We start from the raw sequence: 21,167 nt of genomic DNA on the forward strand, positions 1-21,167 counted from the left end.
TAAAAAAATTAAAAAGGTGTGGGCATAAAAGATACACCTTTTTAATTTTCTTATTCTTTAGAATGGATGCATTGAATTATTCAGCATTGAAAATCCTCCAGCTGCTATTCCGATAATAAACATAATGATAAAGAATGCTATCCCAATAATAAATAAAACACCTTGAATTTTAAAATAAGTAGTTAAATTATTAATAAGTAGTTGAATTTTCTCTTCCTGATTTGTACCATCAAAATCTACAATTTCATCTGCCTGTTTCTTAGCATTCCAAAGCTTTATTCCTACAATAATCATTATAATTCCTGGTATGGCACCTATTAAAAAAAAGAAAACGCCACTAAGTGCTTGAAGGCCTCCCCCTATTATTGTTAGAATAGCCATAAAACCTGCCCATTTGCTAAATTGTTTCAATTCTTCTCTTAATGTCATAAATCATTCTCCTTTATATATTTATTTTAAGAATTTATTATATATATATAATAAAAATAAATTTATATGTATTATATTACTATAAACAGAAAAAAATTTCTATATTAATTAGAATTCTGATCTAAGCAATATATAGAATAAGCAGGATTTAATAATTAGTATTTATAGAATGCTATATTTTAAAATAATCAGTGTTAATATTATAACAACATTATTGGTTTCTGTATGTGAGCGTATTGTTTGTATTGGACGATGGTAATATAAGAATATTCCAATTTCTATACTGTTATTGAAATTGGAATATTCTTATATTGTGTCAATAAATTATCTTTATTTATAAAAACTTTTATCTTATTCAGTATCGTTTTTTTCATTTATTATTTTAGATTTGTCATTTTCTATTATTAAATCATTTCTATTTTCTTTTTTATTAGATTGCCCAGTTAAGTAATCAGGAAGCTCCATGCCTGCCATATTGAATATATCTTGAAATGGTGGGATGGACTTTAACATTCCAGATAAAAAGTTAGCAGTGGCGGGGGTGTTATTCTTTCCTCCCATACTATCCCAGACAGTAACTTTATCAATTTTAATATTTTTAATAGCTTCTACTTGGATTTTAACTAATTCTGGTAATTTATCAGCTATCATTAATGTAACTGCATCTTTGGCATTTCCACCAGCAGCATTAACTAATTTTTCAAAACCATCGGCTTGCTTAGTTAATATTTCATTAATACCATTTGCTTCAGCCTGCATTTTATATAATATGGCATCGGCTTCACCTTTGGCTTCTCTACGGATTTTTTCAGCTTCAGCTTCGGCATTGATTTCGGCTTGCTGTTTTTCAATTTCAGCATTAACTAATATATCAGCTTCCTTAGTAGCCCTTTCTCTTCTAGCCCTTGTTTTTTCAGCTTCTTCTTCAGCTGCATAGGATTCTTCAAGGGCCTTGGCAGATTGAACCTTTTCAGCAGCGGATGCCTTTCTTTCAGCTTCAGCTTCCTTCTCTCTTCTTTCCGCTTCAGACATGGCAATTGTAACCTTAGCTTTATTTTCTCCTTCTACTGCTATGGAGTTAGCTTCAGCTACTCTTACCCTTTCATCTTTCTTAGCATTAGCTTCACCAATAGAACCATCTCTATTTTTCTCAGCAACAGTTTTCTTTGCATCATTAATTGCTTTAGCAGCGGCCTCTTTACCAAGAGCTTCAATATAACCGGATTCATCCATAATATCTGTAACATTAACATTTATAAGTTTAAGTCCAATTTTCTTAAGCTCTGCTTCAACATTTTTAGAGATATTTGTTAAAAACATGTCTCTATCTGCATTTATTTCTTCAATATCCATGGTTGCAACAACTAATCTTAATTGTCCAAATAAAATATCTTTAGCCAATTCCTTTATTGTGTCATGCTTTAGGCCCAATAATCTTTCGGCAGCATTTTGCATAATACCAGGTTCTGTTGATATACCAACTGTAAATCTTGAAGGAACATCAACTCTAATGTTTTGCTTTGAAAGAGCATTAGTTAAATTAACTTCTATAGACATAGGTGTAAGATCTAAAAATTCATAGGATTGAATTACTGGCCAAATAAAGCTGGCACCACCATGTACGCATTTAGCTGAGCGTATGCCCCCTTCTGTCTCCTTTCCTACCTTACCATAAACTACTAAAACCTTATCGGCAGGACACTTCTTATATCTGGTAAATAATGATGCTATAGTACCAAAGATAAGTACTGCTATAACTGCAATTAAAATGATTGGATATATACCTTCCATTGAAAATCCCCCTTTTATTTGATTTTTACACAAATATTTTATTTGTGTTTAATTTCTTTAACTATAAGTATGTTGTTACTAGAAATACTACTTACTTCTACCATTTTTCCTGTTGGAATACTTTTTCCAGTGGTCATGGCATCTAACTCCCTAATAGCACCTTGAATAGTAATATGAACCTTTCCTATACCATCCTGTTTACTTGGGATAGGTATATAGACTTCTCCGGTTTTTCCTATTGCATTTTTAAAGTCAAGGGTTCCACTTTCAGCAAGTTTAGTTATTGAATAGAAAAGAAAGGCCACTATGGACATAACAATAATTCCAGATATTGTAGAAAGTATAGTGGTTAAAGCTTTATTTACTCCCAAATTGTATAGGGTTATACCGGTCCAACCGAAAACGGTAAAGAAAGTAATAAAATTTTTCACTGTAAAAAATCTAAACATTCCATCAAATATACTATCACTGTCTATATCTCCACTAAAATCAATATCATCCCCGGCATCGATGCCATCATCCATTCCAGTAAAGCTTAATACTAATTGAATAGTAAATACCAGTGTAAAAGGTATAGCGAAATACCAATAAATTTTTTCAAACCCGTCAATATTAGCCCACCATTCAGCCAATATACATCCCCCCTATAAAAATGAGATAATCACATAAAAATTCAACTTACATGTTATATATTACCATAAAGAACTTGACATTACTATTAATAAAATCTTAATTGAATAAACTGCATATAGTAATGCTATTATAAAAATTAATAAATACAAATATTAAAAAGACTGAAAGCTTTGGAAAGAATGGAAAGCTTTCAGTCTTTATATTAATTAATCATTATTCATCTAATTCATAGGTGTATGGATAAACGTCTTCTACACTTTTATTTAATTTATTTGCAAATTTATTTACGTCGATTTCTTCAAAGGTTTTACCATCTTTAAGAATCCTTGCATTCCAAACCTGTCCATCTTCTTTAACTAATAATTCTGCTGGATGAACGGTTCCATCGTCTAATTTGATTTTTCCTTTTTTCCAAGGCATAATATTTTCCTCCTTTCATTATACTATTATGGATAACCAACATTAGAATTTAATATAAGTTTCGCAGAAAATAATGAAGGCTTTTGCATTTTTTCTGTGAAATTTATATTATTTTAGAGTAGGTTATCTATATAGATTTCCCATAGTAAAACTTAATTTTAAATTTGTTTCATTATATATTGTTTTGTAAAAAATAAATAATTATAATTGAGAATAATTGGAGATATAATAACATTAAGATTTCTTTAAAAAATGATGGGTATATTATAAAAAAACAAAGGGTGATTTTATGGGGTTTTATGAGGAGCTAAGTAAATACTATGATGTGATTTTCCCCCTTGGAGAAGAAAAGCTTAAATTTATGAAGGATCGCATTAATGGTAAAGGAAATATATTGGATTTGGCAGCTGGGACTGGAAATTATTCTATCGAATTATCAAAGCTTGGTCATAATGTTGTTGCTGTAGATTTAGACGAAGAAATGATTAATAAAATAGAAGACAAAAACAAAAAAGAAAAAACAAATGTAAAACCATATAAACTAGATATGAAGAATATAGATAATCTAAGAAATTACGAGTTTGATGCAATAATATGTATCGGCAATTCCTTGGTGCATTTAGATAATCGTAAGGAAATTAAAGATGTACTTAAAAAGATGTATAATATACTAGACTATGAGGGCGTAGTAATTTTACAAATAGTAAACTATGACAGAATATTAGAATATAATGTAAAACAATTACCACTGATTGACAGGCCAGAAGCTAAGGTGAAATTTATAAGAAATTATGAATTAGAAAATGGTAAGATTTTATTTAAGACAAAATTAGTTATTAATGAGGATGAAATATATAATAATTGTATAAGTCTTTATCCATTAAAAAGTAAAGAGTTTGTTGATATATTAAAGAAATTAGGGTTTAAGAATATAAGATTATATGGAGGTTTTGATGAAAGGGAATTCAATTTAGATTCATTTCCATTAGTGGTAGAAGCCCATAAATAAGTGAGGAAATTGCACAATTACTTTTTGTAAATACTATCTATTATTTCTACATTTAAAATCTCTAGAGATATACCATATATATTATGCAATTCTGCCAAGTTAGAATTATGCAATTTCCTCATGTAATTATCTCAAGCATGTAATAATAAAGAAATAAGCCTTTAGGTGAGATGAGGGCTTATTTTTTTGATGGATTCGTTGGTAGTATATACATTGTCATATAAAATGGTATAATATGGTTAACACTATACATAAAAAAACATGTTTTTATTACTATATTATAAACACTCAGAAGAACTAGGTTTTGTTCATTTTAAAGTATGAAAATTATATTTTATATATGAAGAAGTAGTAAAAGAAATAAAAATTTGTAAACCATCAAATAAAGTTCGCTACGTGAAGTACTTGATGGAATAAAAAATATTAAAGGAGGGATTAAATGCAAACTGTAGTAATAAAAGAATGTGAAAATATTAAAACTCCAAACGTTTTTACACTTGATTTATCAAAAAAAATTGTAAAAGATTGCATTGGTTGTTGGTCTTGTTGGTGGAAAACACCTGGGAGATGTATCTATAAGGATTTAGATGAATTTTATCATCAGTATATAAAAGCGGATAGGGCTATTTATTTTCCAAAAATTACAAAGGGATTTGTCAGCGGCAATTTGAAAACTCTTTTTGATAGAATGATACCACTTTATCTGCCATATACTACCTATGCTACAGGTGAGTCTATGCATGTTCCACGATACGAAAAATATCCTGATATTGAATTCTATTATGATGGTAAATTTAAGAATGTTGCTGGTCGTCAGATTTTTGTGGATTATATAAACCGAGTATTTTATCAGTTTTACTCAAAAAACATTACCGTAAAACCTATTGAGGAATATATTGCAGAGGGAGGCGACAAAATGTGAATACTATAATTTTAAATGGTTCACCTAAAGGAAACTCTAAAAATAGTAATTCTCAAATTTTCGCAAAGGAGTTTGTAAGAAATATGAAAAATCCTTGTGAAATAAAATGTATAGCCAAAGCCGATCCTAGAGAGCTTGCGAAGTATGTTGAGAGTTTTGATACGATAATTATTATATTGCCCCTTTATATTCATGCTATGCCTGGAATTGTTATGAAGTTTATCGAAGGACTGGAGCCTGCAACAGACGAAGGTAAATACATAGGTTTTATTGTTCAGGCAGGATTTATAGAAACTGCACAGCATAGGTTTATTGAAAGATACTTTGCAGATTTAGCAAAGCAGCTCAATTATAAATATTTGGGTACAGTTTCAAAGGGTGAAGCTGCTGGGATCTACATGTTTCCTAAATTATTTAGAAAAGTTTTAAAACTAATTACTGAGCTAGGTATGGCATATGAAAAAAACCATTCTTTTGATAAAGATATTGTAAAAAGACTAGGCAAACCCTATGAGTTAACAAAGTTTCAGTCGATGATATTCGAGTTAGCTAATAAATTAGGATTAAACAATGTGGGTTGGCATAGAGTGTTAAGGAAAAACAATGCTTTAGATAAAAGATTAGATAGACCATTTTTGTAATAGTAAATGATGCTTTGTAATTGTAAAAATTGAGTATCAAGTTCTTAAAGGCTACCAAAGGCAAAATTTTTGAGATATTAGTGATGGGTAAGGAGCGATATCAATGAGAAATAATAAAGAAGTAGCTAGGTTATATGGACGGTTAAAGCAAGAATTATCTAAACGATACCCTAATGATATTAACTCCTATATTGAAGGTGAAACCGAGCTAATAACTTCAATTTTAAAATCGGAAGGTATGGCCTTAGAAGAATTAGAGCGGATTGATGAAATAAATAGGAAAAAATAGACAGGACACACCAGAAATAGAAGCAGTAAAAAATAAAGAGTATAAGTGATTATGAAGATAAAATTTTGACTTCAAATATAATTAAATAATATTTTAAGGGGGAGAAATAGAATGAGTAATTTGAACTTGCTTTTTCCACAATGGCAGGGTTCAGGGAGAACAAGAGATTTATATTATGGAGCATTAAAGATAGAAGAGGTACATCTCTCAGATGTTAAACTGGAAGAAATAGAAATATGTGATAATGATAGTTTGGTTATTGAAAATGATATTCTGGGATATAAGGAAATTTTAGAGCAATTGAAAGAAGTAACAAAACTAATAAATGATATTAAACCTGATACAATATTTACTGTAGGAGGAGGTTGTGATGTTGAATTAGCACCTGTTTCTTATCTTAATAAGAAGTATGATGGAAATTTAACAGTAATTTGGTTTGATGCCCATGGTGATTTAAATACGCCGAGTTCATCGCCAAGTAAAAAATTTCATGGTATGCCATTAAGGACTTTACTTGGAGATGGAAATCAAAATATAGTTAGACAATGTTTTTCACACATTAATCCTGAACAACTAATATTAATTGGCACTAGAGACTTGGATATTCCTGAAAAAGAATACATTAAAGAAAATAATATAATTACTTTTCCAGTTGAACTTATTCAAAAAGATACAATTTTAGATTCAATTGAGCATATGGGATTTGATAATGTATATATTCATATAGATTTAGATGTCCTTGATCCAAATATATTTCCAAGTGTTACATGTCCTACGCCAAATGGCATAAATTTTGAGAAACTAAATGATATCTTGATACATATTAAAAATAATTATAATATTGTCGGCTTAAGTCTATTGGAATATGCACCTGAAAAAGGAGATAATATTGATAATTTAAAAAGCATTGTTAATTTAGGTATAAATTTGTAAACATATGATTTAGAATCTTATAAATATAAAATTCTGAATTGAATATATTGAGATATTAAAGTTCAAGAAATTGAGTAATGGGAAATACCAATTTCAGTTCTACGACTCACAGAAAGTATACCAAATGTTGAAAAAAACCATTCTATTAGATTATGTTAAAGAGAGAATTAAAATATTTAATGAGAATGGGCAAGAAGTGAGGAATCAAATATGAAGATATGTCCAAAATGCAAATCAGAATACAGAAAAGGCTTTGAGTATTGCAGTGATTGTAATTTAAAGCTAGAAGATAAAAAAGATATTTCTGTTATCAAGAAATCAGATAAAGTTGAAATAGAGTATTTAATGTCAGTATCCAATGAAATTGAAGCAAAACAGATTGAAGATATATTAAAGTACAATGGTATTAATATATTAAAGAAGCATAGGGGGGCAGGAGAATATCTCCAGTTATATTTAGGTATGTCTAATTTAGGTATAGACATATATGTTTCTTCTGATTTAAAGGAAGTAGCAGAAAATATTATAATTGAGAATTTGAATATGCAGAAGTATTATGAAGAAAATATAGACCCAAAGAATAAAGAAGATTTTAATCAAGTGGGGGATAATTATAATAGAGAAAGAAAGATATGGATATTTCTTATCGTTTTTAGTATTCTTACAATAATAGGATTATTAATATATTTACTTTAGTAAATATATTAGAACTTGATATAAAGCCCAAGAGAATTATATAAAATATAGTTATAAAAGTAGTAAATATGATAAATTTGAAAAGTATTATTATATTGAAAAATCTTTATACACAATTGAATATGTAAAGTTTGCCAAAATGAATTTAATAATTGAAAGTCATACTTTTACTAGAGTTTTTGAGATTGAAGGGAGAAAATATCAAAGGCAGATAGTAAGGAATATATATTATTGGATGATGATATACAGATGTTTCAATCAATATTGAGTTTTTATACTAATACAAGGAAAGAAATTAATGATTTAATATATAATAATGTTTTGTAATAAAATAATCAAAATTATATAGCAAAGTAATTTTCATATAGTCTATCATTAAATCATTTATGGATGGGCATAAATATAAACCATTATTCTATCTCTGAGGAGGATTAGCTATGAATTATAGAAAAATTGAAATTAAAGATGATAGTACCAATAAGGAGCTAGAGTTACTTTTAGTTAAAATCGCAAAATGGCATAATCTTACACCTAAACTATGGAAATCAAATTACAGAGTATCAAGTTTAGATATAGAAAAAACAGTGCAAAGGATTAAAAGTACAAAAAGTGAAGAGTTATTTCTTATGATTGCAGAAGATGAGTACGACCAAATACAAGGATTTATATGGTCATATAAACAAGAAAAACCTCAAGATAGTGTTATGATTTTATCATTATATGTCACAGAAGGCTATAGAGGGAAAGGTATAGCAACAAATCTAAAGGTACTATTAGAAAAATGGTGTGGAGATGAAGGGATTAAAACCATACATACAACAGTTCATTATAATAATCATAATATGATTGGATTGAATCAAAAGCTTGGATATAGACCGGGTATGGTAAATATGACAAAGAACTTATAAGATACTATATAAGAAATTATTAAAGGAAATCTATTATGCTTGGAGGGTAATAGGGTGAAAAGAAAAGCTGTGAAAGGATTTTTCTTTATTGGATTTATTTTATTGGTTTTATTTACATATTGGGGTTTTAAGAATAAATTTATAGTTATCAATAGTTCAGAATTGTCAGTTAAAGATTTTATCCCTAGCAAGCCCATGATTAAGGTTTTTAAAAATCAATCTAATAGCCCTAGTAGGATAGATTTTGTTGATATTGTTTCAGAAAACAAAGTTCAAATAAGAAGCATTAGTAGTAATAATAAAAAATTAAAAATCAAGACCTTGGGAAAAAGCTTTGATATTAGTGGAAATATTAAAGTTTATGAAAAAATCGATGAATATTTTAGGCTTATATATATGAATCTTGGTATAGGACCTTTGTCAGAGAGTTATATAAATGAACCACAGGATATGGATTTAATATTTTTAAAAGGACCATTAAAAAAAGGGAATAAGTGGAATAATGAACTTGGAAACTTTGAAATAACAGCTGTAAATGTAAAAGTAAAAACCTCAATAGGTGAATTTCAAGCAATAGAAGTAAAACATGAGCAAGGGTCAGAAAGTGTAAAATTATATTATGCAATGGGAATTGGACTTGTAAAGATTGGGAGTGAAAATAAATTTACTGAAATAAGTGAATTAGACTACAATGTAAAAAAAATAAAGAGCATTAATGATTTAACAAAGCTTCTATTGTTTGAATAAGTACGGGATTTAGTTTTTTATGATATTAGCAGAGGAGAAAAGAAAACTATAGAAAAGGGAACTAGAGAATATGATTTTATACCCCAAAATGGGATGAAGACAGAACCCTTCATTATGAAAAGTATTATTATATTGAAAAATCCATTGAAGAATTGACATATTTATATAAATATGTTTTAAAGGGAGGAGATAATCATGAGCGAAATTTTTGATATTTCTTATGACCAAATTGAAACAATAAAGAATCTTTGGGAAAAAAATAGACAATATCATGAAAAAAGTTCAGAACATTTTAAAGAGTTGTACCGTTGTATTAACTTTGATCATATAATAAAAGCTTTAGATGGATTAAATAGGGAATCCTTGAAAATAACTGTGGCAAAATGTGATGATATATATGTTGGATATTGTATATCTACAATAATTGAGGGAAAGGGAGAAGTTAAATCACTTCATGTTGATGAGATTTATAGAGGAAATGGAATTGGAAAGAAAATTGTAGATAAACATATAAAATGGATGAGAGAAAATAATTGTAAAGTGATTGGGGTAATGGTATCTCAAGAGAATCAATCTACAATATGCTTTTATAGAAAACTTGGATTCTATCCAAATACCCTGTATATGCAAATTAAATAAAGAGCTATAAATGATATAATATAAAAGTTTTGTGGAGGACTAAATAGGAAAAACATCAAATTAAGTACCAGAGAATTCATTCCTTTATAGAAAGTCTTTGTAGAAGGGGGGCACAGCAGTGAAAAAAAAGTAGTTTTAATATATTTTTTAGTAGTATTATTATTAATAATTATTTCAGCACCATATCTTATTTCAAGAGGTTTTGATTCTATCATTGGTAAAGATATAACTCCAAAGAGTTTTGATGAACTTCATATAGGAAAAAAAGATTTCTATTATCCTGCTAAAAAAATAGTAATTAGAACAGATAAGAAAATAGAAGAAATTTTTAAATATTTCAAGAGTTTTAAATATTATCTATCATCTCAAAAATCATTTAAGATTGAAGAAGATCCCTTTGAGTTTATATTTGTAGATCAAGAAAGCAATTCATATATAAAGATATTTGTTTATAATAGGAGAAGTATCTCAATAAGAACTGGTAAAGAACACAAAGAGTATAAAATAAAAGGTGATAATGAATTTGATTTTAATTATTTTAAACAAATTTTACCTAAGAGCTAATTAGTAATTATAAAAATAGCCTGCTGAAGAGAAGGAAACTAAGGTGGAAATTTATGAAAATTTTTTTAAAGATTATTATAGGAATAATTATATTTGGAGTATTAGAACTTTTTTTCTATTTCTTAATTCAACCAAAGAATTTAGGACTTTTTTTCATCATATGGGCTGTAATACATTTTATATTTTTACTAAGTAATTTTAGTGGGAATAGAAGAAATGGTTCATATATGGGCAGTGGTAGCTTAAATGGTTTTGGTGATATATGTAGATATGATATGTATGATTCAGCTATGAATGAAATAACATTTAAAAAGAAAAAAAGTGAATATATAGGAAACAAATGGCCCGTAACAGACCCGTTGAATTTTATAAATTTGTTATTTATAGTAGTTAACGGTATTGGATTTGTTTTTTATAGATAACAAACTCAAAAGTATTATAAATTTCAAATGAAGAAGGTAGAAGCTTTCATTATTTCAGATAAAGAATTATTGAAGTAAGACAAGTTGGAAATAAAATTAATTAATAGTAAGGTTAGATATTCATTATTTAGTATCATATTGCGAGTAATTGTTATTACAATTTTAATTAAAGAATTTGTATTATCCAAATTATAAAACCAAAAAAGATATAGATAAAAAAGCATTGGTATTATTGTGGTGTATGGAATAATACGGTAAAAAATTGAGGTCGAAAAGGGTGATAAAACATGATCAGACCTTTGGAAAAGGAAGATTATAATATATGGCTACAATTAGCTAAAGAGGTAGAATCACTATTTGGTGAAATGGTAGGAAATAAAGATTTTGAAAGGGGAATACAGGAATGCATATCTAGCTTTTCAGCTTTCTGTATTGTAGATAACTGTAATGAAATTCAAGGAATAATTGCAGTTAATAAAACTGAAAATGAAATATGTTGGCTTGCAGTCAGAGAAAGAAGTAGGGGAAAAGGATATGGGTATCAACTATTGAAAACAGCAATTAGCTTTTTAGATGATAAAAAACCTATATATGTACAGACTTTTTCTCCAAATGTAAAGGCTGGTAAAGCAGCAAGAAAGATATACATGAGGTTTGGATTTAAAGATTATAAAGATGGCGGGAAAAATCCTGCTGGTATTAATACAATGATAATGAAACTAGAAAAAATAAATAGAAATTGAATAAATTAAATCCATCAATCTTTGTTTTATAAAAGTTTAATAAATTGCTAAAAATACAAACAGAGGTAATTATACAATTTCCTTTATAAGCAAAGATATGGAGTGATGATATGGCATTGATTTTAAAAACTGCAATTTTATTTGCTACTGGAATTTTACTTATGAGGGTGATGGGGAAGTCTGCAATTACTCAATTAACTCCCTATGATTTAATGGCTATAATAATTATTGGTACTGTTGTTGCAGAGCCTTTAATTAATACAAAGTTAAAGCCAACATTAATTGTACTAGGTGCTTTACTAGTACTATATATAATCTTTTCTGAACTATCATTAAATCAATTTTTTAATAAAATACTATTAGGAAGGCCAACAATTTTAATAAAACATGGAAAGATTATTGAAGAAAATATTGAAAAGGAAAAGATTTCTCTAATTCAGCTAACGGCAATTCTTAGAGTTAATGGATATCCAAAGGTTAATGATATTGAATATGCCATATTGGAACCTACAGGAGAAATAAGTATTCTTCCAAAGGCAGATATAAGAAGTGTTACTCCTTCAGATTTAGGTATTAATGTAGAATATGAAGGTCTACCAATTGGAGTAATTATCGATGGAAAAATTCAAAGGAAAAATTTAAAGCTTATAAATAAGGATGAAGAATGGCTGAAAAACAAAATGAGGGAAGAAGGAATAGATAATATAAAGAATATTATATATGCCTATGCCAGCGATGAAAAGGATGAGATTGTTTTTGACTTAAGAGAAAAATAACACTATATAAATTAACCTGTTGTGCTATTGAATCAAATTTTTGCTTTTAAATATAACTTAGGAAATATTAATACTCCCGATATAGGAACTAGCACAACCAGTTAAAATACTGTATATGAATACTTGCATATTTCAGGATCACTGTTGAATTTATTCCATTAAAGATATATAATGTTTATATAATTTCAAAATGTCGAAATTTTAAAAATTAATACTGTAACTCTCTTCGATTCCTTTTATCTAAGAACTCTAGGTTTATGATTTAAGGAACGTTAGGGTATGATTGGAAACGATTATGCCTCCCAGTGTGGAAAGAAGAGAAGTGATAGAGTATAACTAGAATGATGCTCAATTGATTGTTTGTTTTGGTAATAATATATCATCTTTGATTATTTTGACCATAACATTAAACTTGAGTAATTCTTTCCTTGTTCTATTTCTTATACTCAAATATCACCTTCTTTTTTGATAAACTCCTGGGAAATAATTATTACATCAAGTTTATTGACTAAGGAGGATTTTTTATGTCTAATGGGTATTTCAAAGTAAAAAAACCAGAAAATGAACCAGTGCTTTCTTATGGGGCCTATAGTAATGAGAGGGCCCAGCTTAAAGCCAAGCTTAGGGAGTTAAAAGAAACACAAATTGAAATTCCCTTAATAGTTGGAGGAAAAGAAATTTATACGGGTAATACAAAAAAGTGTTTAATTCCCCATAATAAAGACCATGTCCTTGGTATTTATCATATGGCTGGGGAACAGGAAATTGAAATGGCTATTGAAGCTGCATTACAGGCAAAAAAGGAATGGGATGAAATGCCTTGGCAGCATAGGGCTTCTATATTTTTAAAGGCTGCTGAGCTTTTATCTGGGCCATGGAGATATACCCTCAATGCAGCCACAATGCTGGGACAAAGTAAAACTGCTTATCAAGCAGAAATAGATTCAGCATGTGAGTTAATAGACTTTATAAGGTTTAATACTTATTTTATGACGGAGATTTATGATGACCAACTAATATCTACAAATGAATGCTGGAATAGAATAGAATATAGACCCCTTGAAGGATTTGTATTTTCAGTTACACCATTTAATTTTACTGCTATAGGAGGAAATTTAGCAATATCACCTGCTTTAATGGGAAATGTAGTTTTATGGAAACCTTCTAGGACGGCAGTGTATTCAAATTATTTTGTTATGAAATTGCTTCAGGAGGCAGGACTACCAGATGGAGTAATCAATTTTGTACCAAGTTCTGGAGGCTTAATAGGAAATAAAGTTTTCAATCACGAATCATTGGCGGGAATCCATTTTACTGGGTCTACTGGAGTATTTAATACTATGTGGAAAACCATAGGAGAAAATATAGATAAATATAAATCATACCCTAAAATTGTAGGAGAAACAGGAGGGAAAGACTTTATATTTGCCCATAGCTTAGCAAATATTAACAAGCTTGTTACAGCATTAATACGAGGCGCATTTGAATATCAGGGACAAAAATGTTCGGCAGCTTCCAGGGCATATATACCAAATAGCATATGGACTGTTTTAAAATGTAAATTAATTAGCGAAGCTTCTACTATAAAAATGGGAGATATAGAAGATTTCACTAATTTCATGGGTGCTGTTATAGATAAAGAATCCTTTGATAAAATCAAATCCTATATTGACTTTGCTAGAAATTCTGATGAAGCTGAAATAATATGGGGAGGAAAATGTGACGATAGAGTAGGTTATTTTATTGAGCCAACAATCATAGCTACTAAAGATCCATATTTTAAAACAATGACAGAAGAAATTTTTGGACCAGTACTTACAATATATGTATATGAAGATGAAAAATTTGAAGAAACCCTTAAAATATGCAATGAATCAACTCCATATGGATTAACAGGTGGAATTTTTTCACAGGATAGGAAAGCATTAATTCTAATGGAAAGACTGCTTAAATATGCAGCAGGAAATTTGTATATAAATGATAAGCCTACAGGAGCAGTAGTAGGACAACAGCCCTTTGGAGGAGCAAGAGCCTCTGGAACAAATGATAAGGCTGGCAGTAAATTAAATCTTTTAAGATGGGCGAATCCCAGAGTAATAAAAGAAACCTTTGACTCAGAAGATGATTATAGATATTCATTTATGGATGCAATTTAAAGATAATATAATTTACAAATCAGAGAACAGTATATAAAGATATGCTGTTCTTTTTTGGCTCTTTGTCCCTCTATTGACAAATATCTTTCACGGAGATATAATAGACCATATAGTCTAGACTGCATGGTCTATTAATTTTTTACAATATTAGTTTGCTGGAGTGAGTTGATTTGAAGAAGAAGAATTTAACACGAAAGGAAAAACTTATTAATGTGGCAATGGATGAATTTATTGAAAATAGTTACGATGAAGCTTCCCTTAATAACATACTAAAAGAAGCTAGGATTAGCAAAGGCTCATTTTATTATCATTTTAAGAACAAAAAAGAATTATACTTATATATATATGATCAAGTAGTAAAGGATAAGATTTCTTACTTAAATGAAGCTATGAAAGAAACAATGGGAGATATTTCAAGGAAAGATATCTTTACTATTTTAAGATTTTTAGGAAAAATTTCTTTGGAGTTTGCAGTAAAATATCCCAAATATTATAAATTAGGTAAGAGAATATTTGAAGAGAAAAATGAAGAAATAAAGGTGTTGACTATAGTAAAAGCAAAAAGTGATGAAAGTTTGATACTAATTGAAAAATTAATTAAAAAAGCAATAAATAATAATGAACTGAGGGATGATTTTTCAGTAGACTTTATCACTAGATTATTAAGACATTTAATGACAAATTTTTCAACTATATGTTTAGATGATATGAAGGATGAAATTGAGGGTTTTGATCTGGATAAGATTTTAGAAGTATATGACAGCTATATAGATTTTATAGAAAATGGACTTGGTAAGAAAAAATAAGGGGGGGTAAAATGGAAAAGAAGCCTTTGATGAAAATAGAGGATTTGAGCAAGTTCTATCAGATGGGAGAAGTTACTGTAAAGGCTTTAAAGAATTCATCCTTTGAAATATATGAAGGTGAGTTTGTTGTAATACTTGGACCTAGCGGTTCAGGGAAAAGTACCTTACTCAATATTTTAGGGGGCATGGATAAACCTACTACTGGAAGATTTTTTTTAAGGGAAGAAGAGGTTACAAAATATAATGAGAAAATGCTAACTAATTACAGAAGAGATAAAATAGGCTTCGTATTTCAGTTTTATAATCTTATGGCAAACCTTACTGCTAAAGAAAATGTTGAACTGGCCACTGAAATATGCAAAGACCCTTTAAATATTGAAAATGTCTTAAATGATGTTGGATTAGCTGATAGAAAAAATCATTTTCCTTCACAATTAAGCGGTGGAGAACAGCAAAGAGTAGCCATAGCCAGAGCTGTTGCCAAAAACCCCCTTGTGCTTTTATGTGATGAACCTACAGGAGCCTTAGATTATAAGACGGGTATAGCTATACTTTCACTTCTTAGTAAAATAAATAGGCAGTATAAAAAGACAGTTATGCTGATAACACATAATGCTCCTATAGCTCAAATGGCAGATAGAATAATAAAAATGAGAAGTGGAGAAATAGTTGAAAATGAAATAAATGAAAACCAAATAGATCCTGAAGGGATTGAATGGTAATGAAAAAATTAAATTTAAGATTGATGAGACTTATAAAAAAGTCCTATGGTCAAGTAATAGCAGTAATAACAGTGATTGCTGTAGGATTATTGGTATATACAGCAATGAAAATGGCTGCATTGAATTTGGAAAGTACCCTTAATAAATATTATAATGAAACAAATTTTGCAGATATGTATGCCCAGGTAGTGAAAATTCCTACAGGCGCAATAGAAGATCTTAAAAATAAATATGGAATAACAGATGCACAGGGGCGTATAGTATCTGATGTTCCGTTGAAGGTTGAAAAGGGAGAAGAAAAGGTAACTATTAGAGTTGTATCTTTGCCAAATAGTGATAAAAAAATAAACGGAACCTATTTAGTTAATGGTGAGGAAATACAAAATAAAAATAAAGAGGTATTAGTAGTTGAACAATTTGCCAATGCACGAAATATAAAGACAGGTGATTTTTTAGAAGTTCAAATAAATGGAAGACTATACGATCTAAAGGTTTCCGGTATAGTGGCCAGTCCCGAATATATTTATCTTATGGAGAGCGAACAAAGTCTTTTGCCTTTGCCAGAAAAATTTGGAGTTGTTTTTGTAGCCGATGAATTTGCAAGACAAAGCTTTGGATTTGGCGACAGCTATAATGAAATTATATTTAATGTTAATGATGAAAATCAATTAGATCAGATAAAGGATAAGCTAGAAAAGGTTTTGAAAAAATACGGTGTTAAGAGAATTATTGTTAAAGAAGACCAGCTGAGCAATAGAATGATATCAGAAGAGATAAAACAGCTGAAAAACATGTCAAAAATAATACCAATTATATTTCTTGGAGTGGCAGCTGTAATAATTGCAGTTATGATATCGAGAATGGTAAAGAAAGATAGAATCCCAATAGGTGTTATGAAGGCCCTTGGTTATAAAAATATAGATATTATTTCCCACTATACAAAGTATTCGCTGATTATAGGAATAATAGGGGCAATAATAGGAACAAACCTAGGGATGCTGTTGGCAGGTGCAATGACTAAACTTTATCTTCAGTTTTTCAACATTCCTATATTAAGGGTTAATTACTATTATAGATATACATTTTATTCAGTAGTATTATCAAGTATGTTTTGTATTGCGGCAGGATTCTTAGGTGGAAGGAAGGTTTTAAAGATACTTCCAGCTGAATCAATGAGACCTGAGGCTCCAAAGTCTGGTAAAAGAATACTTATAGAGAATATAAAAATATTATGGAATATATTATCCTTTAGCTGGAAAATAGTTGTAAGAAATATTTTTAGAAATAAAAAAAGAGTCATATTTGTACTTATGGGTATAGCATTATCTTTTAGCATGCTATTATTAACCTTCCATCAGTTAAATGCTTTTTTCCATATATTTAGAACCCATTATGGTGATTTTCAAAGAATGGATTATAGTATAAATTTTTCTAAGCCCATGAATAAGAGAGTTATAAAAGATATTAATCACTTAATTGATATTGATGAAATTGAGCCCAAGAGTGAATTTCCCTTTGAAATAATCAATGGCTGGAAAAGCAAAGTAGTTAATATTATTGGTGCTGAAAATGATACTGTTTTTTATAAGTTTATAAATTTAGAGGGTGAAGTAATAAATTTACCTCAAAAGGGTATAGTGATTACTGAAAATCTAGCAAAGTATTTACAGGTTGAAAAAGGCGATAGGGTAATAATAAATAGCTTTATTCCCCATAGGGAAGATATAAAGATTGAAGTTAAGGATATAGTAAAACAAAGTCTTGGAATCAATGCATATATGGATATTGAAGAAATGGATGAAATATTACTAGATAAAGAATTAATTACTGGGGCTTATTTTAATTCTGGGGATTATGTAAAGAAAAAGCTTGATAATCTCAAAAACGTAACTAGCTTGCAATCCCTTGAAGATTTGAAAAATGTATTTGAACAATTTTTAAGTCTGACCTATTCTTCTATCGGTATGCTTGTGGTCTTTTCAAGTATTCTAGGCTTTGCTGTAGTATACAATACAACTGTTATGGGAATATCAGAAAGAAGATTGGAATTTTCGTCTTTAAGGGTTATGGGTTTTTCAAGAAAACAGATATTCTGGATGATTGTAAAGGAAAATCTAGTTTTAACTGTTATTGGCATAGTAGTAGGTATTCCAATGGGAAGAGTTTTTATTACAGGAATTGAAGAGGCAATGAGTAATGATTTGTATACGCTGCATGTGGCAGTAAATCCTACAACCTATGTTTTTGCAGGATTATTCACTGTATTGTTTGTGGCAGCAGCACAATTATTTACCTTGAAGAAAATATATGGACTTGATTTTATGGAAGCTCTTAAGAGTAGAATTTCATAGTGGGGTGTGAAAATGAATAAAAAAATAATTAAAATAACTTCAATATCTTTAATAGTACTAATTGTTGTTTTTGGATTATATTATAAAGTGAAAAATGACAGCGCAGTAGTGGCTGAAATATATGAAGTGGGCCGGGGAGAAATATCTGAATATGTAGAGGAAACTGGAACAGTGAAATCCAGAGGAGAAAAAATTATTTATTCAAATGGAATTGGAGAAGTTAAAAATATAAATGTAGATGAAGGGGATTTTGTAAGAATAGGAGAAATATTGGCACAAATAGATTCATCTAAGACTGATCTCGAAATAAAAGCACTAAATGCTCAAATTCAGGGATTAAGAGCTACTTATAAGGAAGCTGTAAAGCCTGTTGATAAGTCAAAAATAGCTGGGGCCCAGGCAAAGGTTGAAACCATGAAGATTAATTTAGAAGAAGCTAGGAGAAATTTGGAAAATAGCAAAAAGCTTTATGAGGATGGAGCTATTTCCTTAGATGATTATAAAGGGGCTCAAAATAATTTTGCACTTCAGGAAAATTCCTTAAAAATAGCAGAAAATGAATTAAAACTCCTTGAAAAAGGGGTGTCGGGCAATATAAAAAATCAATATGAAGCGGAAATAGCTGGGCTAATATATAAAAAAGAGATTCTTGAAAAAAACAAAGAAGATCTTACGATAAAAGCGACTTCAAATGGAACTATAACTGAATTGTTTGTAAAGGAAGGCTTTTATGTGCAGCCTGGTGTAAACATATTAGAGATGGGAAATATTGAGGAGCTTTATGTAGGGGTAGATGTTTTAGCCAGTGAAGTTAGAGATATCAAGGTAGGTGGAGAGGTAATTATATATAATGATGATCTTGGTATTGATGAATTAAAGGGTAAGGTTGAAAAAATATATCCCAAAGCCTTTAGTAAGGTTTCGGATTTAGGAATCGAGCAAAAGAGGGTGAAAATAGATGTAAATATACCTCAAAATGAAAATCTAAAAATAGGATATGATATTGATACTAAATTTAAGCTATGGTCAAAGACAGATACATTAGTTGTACCCGATAACAGTGTGTTTGAAATTGAAAATAATAATTTTGTATTTGCTGTAGAAGACAATAAAGCTGTATTAAGAAAAGTAGAAATAGGACTTAAAGGTGAAGAATATATTGAAATCAAATCGGGACTAAAAGAAGGGAATAAGATTATTATTTCTCCCGATGAGGATATAGAAGAAGGAGTTACAATAAAAGAAGAAAAGAAATAACTATATAGATTTCCCATAGTAAAACTTAAGAAAGGAAGTGGCCACTGAAGTTTCTTTCCTCAGCCAAAAGGATTCTCAGTGGCTACGACCGCAAATTAAACTTTTAAGGGCGTACATCTATAAAGTTGCTTTTGTTAATGCATCTTAGAATTTTCAACAATCTTTTTATAAAGAGGATTATCTCCCATATATTTTTGTAAATAGGATATAAGTTTTTGGGAATTAACCCCTGAATACTCTAGCATTTTATCAGCTATATGATCTATAACCTCAGGTTCTTCACATTCAGATACTACTTCAAATATTTCTGATATATTTTGAGCCAGATGTGAAGTTGTATCATTATTTAAGTTTATGTCAGGTGTTATATTATTTTCTGACATATATTTTATAGCATCACATAGAATCCAGCCAGTTCCTTCTACGGTTTTTAAAAGATTGTGCAAATGTTTTTTATGTTCGGTTATACCTGTTGTCATAAAATATCACCTTCCGTATAATTTTATCTTCCAATAAATATTTGGGTAAATATTTTTCCATACTTAGATCCTTCCTTTATACCTACGCCAATATGAGTAAAGTTTGGATTAAGTATATTTTTCTTATGTCCTTCAGACTTCATTAAAGACTCATGGGCTGATTTAACAGTAGGGTCTCCAGCAATATTTTCACCGGCATAAATATACTTAATTCCAAAGTTTTTTAACATTTCAAAGGGACTGCCATAGGTAGGAGAATAGTGACTAAAATAATCATTATCTATCATATCCTGGGATTTATTTCTAGAAACGTCACAAAGCTCTAAATCAGCTTTTAGAGGAGTTAGCCCTCGTTTTGATCTTTCGGCATTAACAAGTCTTACCATTTCCTGTTCATTTGGGGTTAATTTCTTAATATTTGATTTTTGGCCTTGTAGGTTTGGTTTTTCTACTATGGGAGTTACTTCTTCTGGTTTTATAGCACCGATTTTTCCATTATCAAGGATGATTATATACCATTTACCCACTAATCCAGCCACATCTAATACATCATCTTTTTTTACAGTTGCCACAACGGGAAAGTTTTCAGAGTTACCGTTTCTAATATAAGCACTTTCCACATTAACCTTTACCTTTTCAACATTTCCTTTTTGAAATATTGAAGAAGCCATTGGATCTAAGGGCTTTTCTTGGGGATATCTTAAGCAACCGACAAAAGCTAATGATAATGTCAAGCTAAAAATGAGTATTAATAATTTGAGTTTTTTCATAGTAATCACCTCAAAATATAGTATCTCCCCTTAAAATCAAAAAAATACAAAAAGCCCTTAATTT

General features: G+C 29.5%; 23 protein-coding genes and 1 riboswitch. Of the genes, 17 read left to right on the forward strand and 6 right to left on the reverse strand.

Going from position 1 to position 21,167, the window contains the following annotated elements:
• Positions 1 to 57 precede the first annotated feature (57 nt).
• The 4 genes from B5X81_RS01970 to B5X81_RS01985 all read right to left on the reverse strand — a co-directional run bounded on the left by B5X81_RS01970 (position 58) and on the right by B5X81_RS01985 (position 3,273).
• Positions 58 to 429 carry a DUF5362 family protein gene (locus tag B5X81_RS01970; protein ID WP_079488956.1) on the reverse strand — a complete coding sequence of 124 codons (372 nt, stop codon included), beginning with the start codon at positions 427 to 429 and terminating at the stop codon, positions 58 to 60.
• A gap of 351 nt (positions 430 to 780) precedes the next feature.
• Positions 781 to 2,220, reverse strand: coding sequence for a flotillin family protein (locus B5X81_RS01975; protein WP_079488957.1), 1,440 nt, complete (start codon positions 2,218 to 2,220; stop codon positions 781 to 783).
• Between the two features lie 38 nt (positions 2,221 to 2,258).
• Complete coding sequence (locus B5X81_RS01980) at positions 2,259 to 2,852, reverse strand: NfeD family protein (RefSeq protein ID WP_079488959.1); 594 nt, start codon at positions 2,850 to 2,852, stop codon at positions 2,259 to 2,261.
• Between the two features lie 214 nt (positions 2,853 to 3,066).
• Positions 3,067 to 3,273 carry a hypothetical protein gene (locus B5X81_RS01985; RefSeq protein ID WP_079488960.1) on the reverse strand — a complete coding sequence of 69 codons (207 nt, stop codon included), beginning with the start codon at positions 3,271 to 3,273 and terminating at the stop codon, positions 3,067 to 3,069.
• Positions 3,274 to 3,562: 289 nt separating this feature from the next.
• Here B5X81_RS01985 and B5X81_RS01990 point away from each other — a divergent pair, with 289 nt between their 5' ends.
• The 17 genes from B5X81_RS01990 (at position 3,563) to B5X81_RS02070 (ending at position 19,854) form a co-directional block, all read left to right on the forward strand.
• Positions 3,563 to 4,282 carry a class I SAM-dependent methyltransferase gene (locus tag B5X81_RS01990; protein WP_079488961.1) on the forward strand — a complete coding sequence of 240 codons (720 nt, stop codon included), beginning with the start codon at positions 3,563 to 3,565 and terminating at the stop codon, positions 4,280 to 4,282.
• A gap of 439 nt (positions 4,283 to 4,721) precedes the next feature.
• Entirely contained in the window at positions 4,722 to 5,204 is a 483-nt protein-coding gene (locus B5X81_RS01995; protein WP_079488963.1) for a hypothetical protein, read from the forward strand.
• On the forward strand, positions 5,201 to 5,845 hold the full coding sequence (locus tag B5X81_RS02000; RefSeq protein ID WP_079488964.1) for an NAD(P)H dehydrogenase: 645 nt from the start codon (positions 5,201 to 5,203) through the stop codon (positions 5,843 to 5,845). The genes B5X81_RS01995 and B5X81_RS02000 overlap by 4 nt, the downstream gene beginning before the upstream one ends.
• A 103-nt stretch (positions 5,846 to 5,948) precedes the next feature.
• Complete coding sequence (locus tag B5X81_RS02005) at positions 5,949 to 6,134, forward strand: GrpB family protein (protein WP_079488966.1); 186 nt, start codon at positions 5,949 to 5,951, stop codon at positions 6,132 to 6,134.
• Positions 6,135 to 6,245: 111 nt separating this feature from the next.
• Positions 6,246 to 7,067 carry an arginase family protein gene (locus B5X81_RS02010; RefSeq protein WP_079488967.1) on the forward strand — a complete coding sequence of 274 codons (822 nt, stop codon included), beginning with the start codon at positions 6,246 to 6,248 and terminating at the stop codon, positions 7,065 to 7,067.
• Between the two features lie 210 nt (positions 7,068 to 7,277).
• The gene (locus tag B5X81_RS02015) at positions 7,278 to 7,763 is read left to right on the forward strand and encodes a putative signal transducing protein (protein WP_079488969.1); all 486 of its coding nucleotides are present in this window, start codon (positions 7,278 to 7,280) and stop codon (positions 7,761 to 7,763) included.
• Between the two features lie 437 nt (positions 7,764 to 8,200).
• Positions 8,201 to 8,671, forward strand: a complete 471-nt coding sequence (locus B5X81_RS02020; protein ID WP_079488970.1) for a GNAT family N-acetyltransferase — start codon at positions 8,201 to 8,203, stop codon at positions 8,669 to 8,671.
• Positions 8,672 to 8,725: 54 nt separating this feature from the next.
• Positions 8,726 to 9,418: a hypothetical protein gene (locus tag B5X81_RS02025; RefSeq protein WP_079488972.1), complete on the forward strand. Its 693-nt coding sequence runs from the start codon at positions 8,726 to 8,728 to the stop codon at positions 9,416 to 9,418.
• 195 nt (positions 9,419 to 9,613) lie between these two features.
• Complete coding sequence (locus B5X81_RS02030; RefSeq protein WP_079488973.1) at positions 9,614 to 10,057, forward strand: GNAT family N-acetyltransferase; 444 nt, start codon at positions 9,614 to 9,616, stop codon at positions 10,055 to 10,057.
• 617 nt (positions 10,058 to 10,674) lie between these two features.
• A complete protein-coding gene (locus B5X81_RS02035) occupies positions 10,675 to 11,043 on the forward strand; it encodes a hypothetical protein (RefSeq protein WP_079488975.1) in 369 nt (122 codons plus the stop codon).
• Between the two features lie 287 nt (positions 11,044 to 11,330).
• Positions 11,331 to 11,786 (forward strand): GNAT family N-acetyltransferase, encoded by a 456-nt coding sequence (locus B5X81_RS02040; RefSeq protein ID WP_079488976.1) that lies wholly within the window; start codon positions 11,331 to 11,333, stop codon positions 11,784 to 11,786.
• Between the two features lie 110 nt (positions 11,787 to 11,896).
• Positions 11,897 to 12,562: a DUF421 domain-containing protein gene (locus tag B5X81_RS02045; protein ID WP_079488978.1), complete on the forward strand. Its 666-nt coding sequence runs from the start codon at positions 11,897 to 11,899 to the stop codon at positions 12,560 to 12,562.
• Positions 12,563 to 12,774: 212 nt separating this feature from the next.
• A riboswitch (molybdenum cofactor riboswitch) is annotated at positions 12,775 to 12,896 on the forward strand.
• Positions 12,897 to 13,086: 190 nt separating this feature from the next.
• On the forward strand, positions 13,087 to 14,718 hold the full coding sequence (gene pruA, locus B5X81_RS02050) for an L-glutamate gamma-semialdehyde dehydrogenase (RefSeq protein ID WP_079488979.1): 1,632 nt from the start codon (positions 13,087 to 13,089) through the stop codon (positions 14,716 to 14,718).
• A gap of 170 nt (positions 14,719 to 14,888) precedes the next feature.
• Entirely contained in the window at positions 14,889 to 15,524 is a 636-nt protein-coding gene (locus tag B5X81_RS02055; protein ID WP_079488981.1) for a TetR/AcrR family transcriptional regulator, read from the forward strand.
• A gap of 11 nt (positions 15,525 to 15,535) precedes the next feature.
• Entirely contained in the window at positions 15,536 to 16,246 is a 711-nt protein-coding gene (locus B5X81_RS02060) for an ABC transporter ATP-binding protein (protein ID WP_079488982.1), read from the forward strand.
• Complete coding sequence (locus B5X81_RS02065; RefSeq protein WP_079489574.1) at positions 16,246 to 18,597, forward strand: ABC transporter permease; 2,352 nt, start codon at positions 16,246 to 16,248, stop codon at positions 18,595 to 18,597. Before B5X81_RS02060 ends, B5X81_RS02065 begins: the two co-directional genes overlap by 1 nt.
• Positions 18,598 to 18,609: 12 nt before the next feature.
• Positions 18,610 to 19,854 carry an efflux RND transporter periplasmic adaptor subunit gene (locus tag B5X81_RS02070; RefSeq protein ID WP_079488984.1) on the forward strand — a complete coding sequence of 415 codons (1,245 nt, stop codon included), beginning with the start codon at positions 18,610 to 18,612 and terminating at the stop codon, positions 19,852 to 19,854.
• Positions 19,855 to 19,988: 134 nt separating this feature from the next.
• Here the strand turns inward: B5X81_RS02070 and B5X81_RS02075 are convergent, their stop codons facing one another.
• Complete coding sequence (locus B5X81_RS02075; protein ID WP_079488985.1) at positions 19,989 to 20,333, reverse strand: hypothetical protein; 345 nt, start codon at positions 20,331 to 20,333, stop codon at positions 19,989 to 19,991.
• Between the two features lie 23 nt (positions 20,334 to 20,356).
• Entirely contained in the window at positions 20,357 to 21,103 is a 747-nt protein-coding gene (locus B5X81_RS02080; RefSeq protein WP_079488987.1) for a CAP domain-containing protein, read from the reverse strand.
• Positions 21,104 to 21,167: the final 64 nt, after the last annotated feature.

Source organism: Maledivibacter halophilus (assembly GCF_900167445.1).
Lineage (GTDB): Bacteria > Bacillota > Clostridia > Peptostreptococcales > Caminicellaceae > Maledivibacter > Maledivibacter halophilus.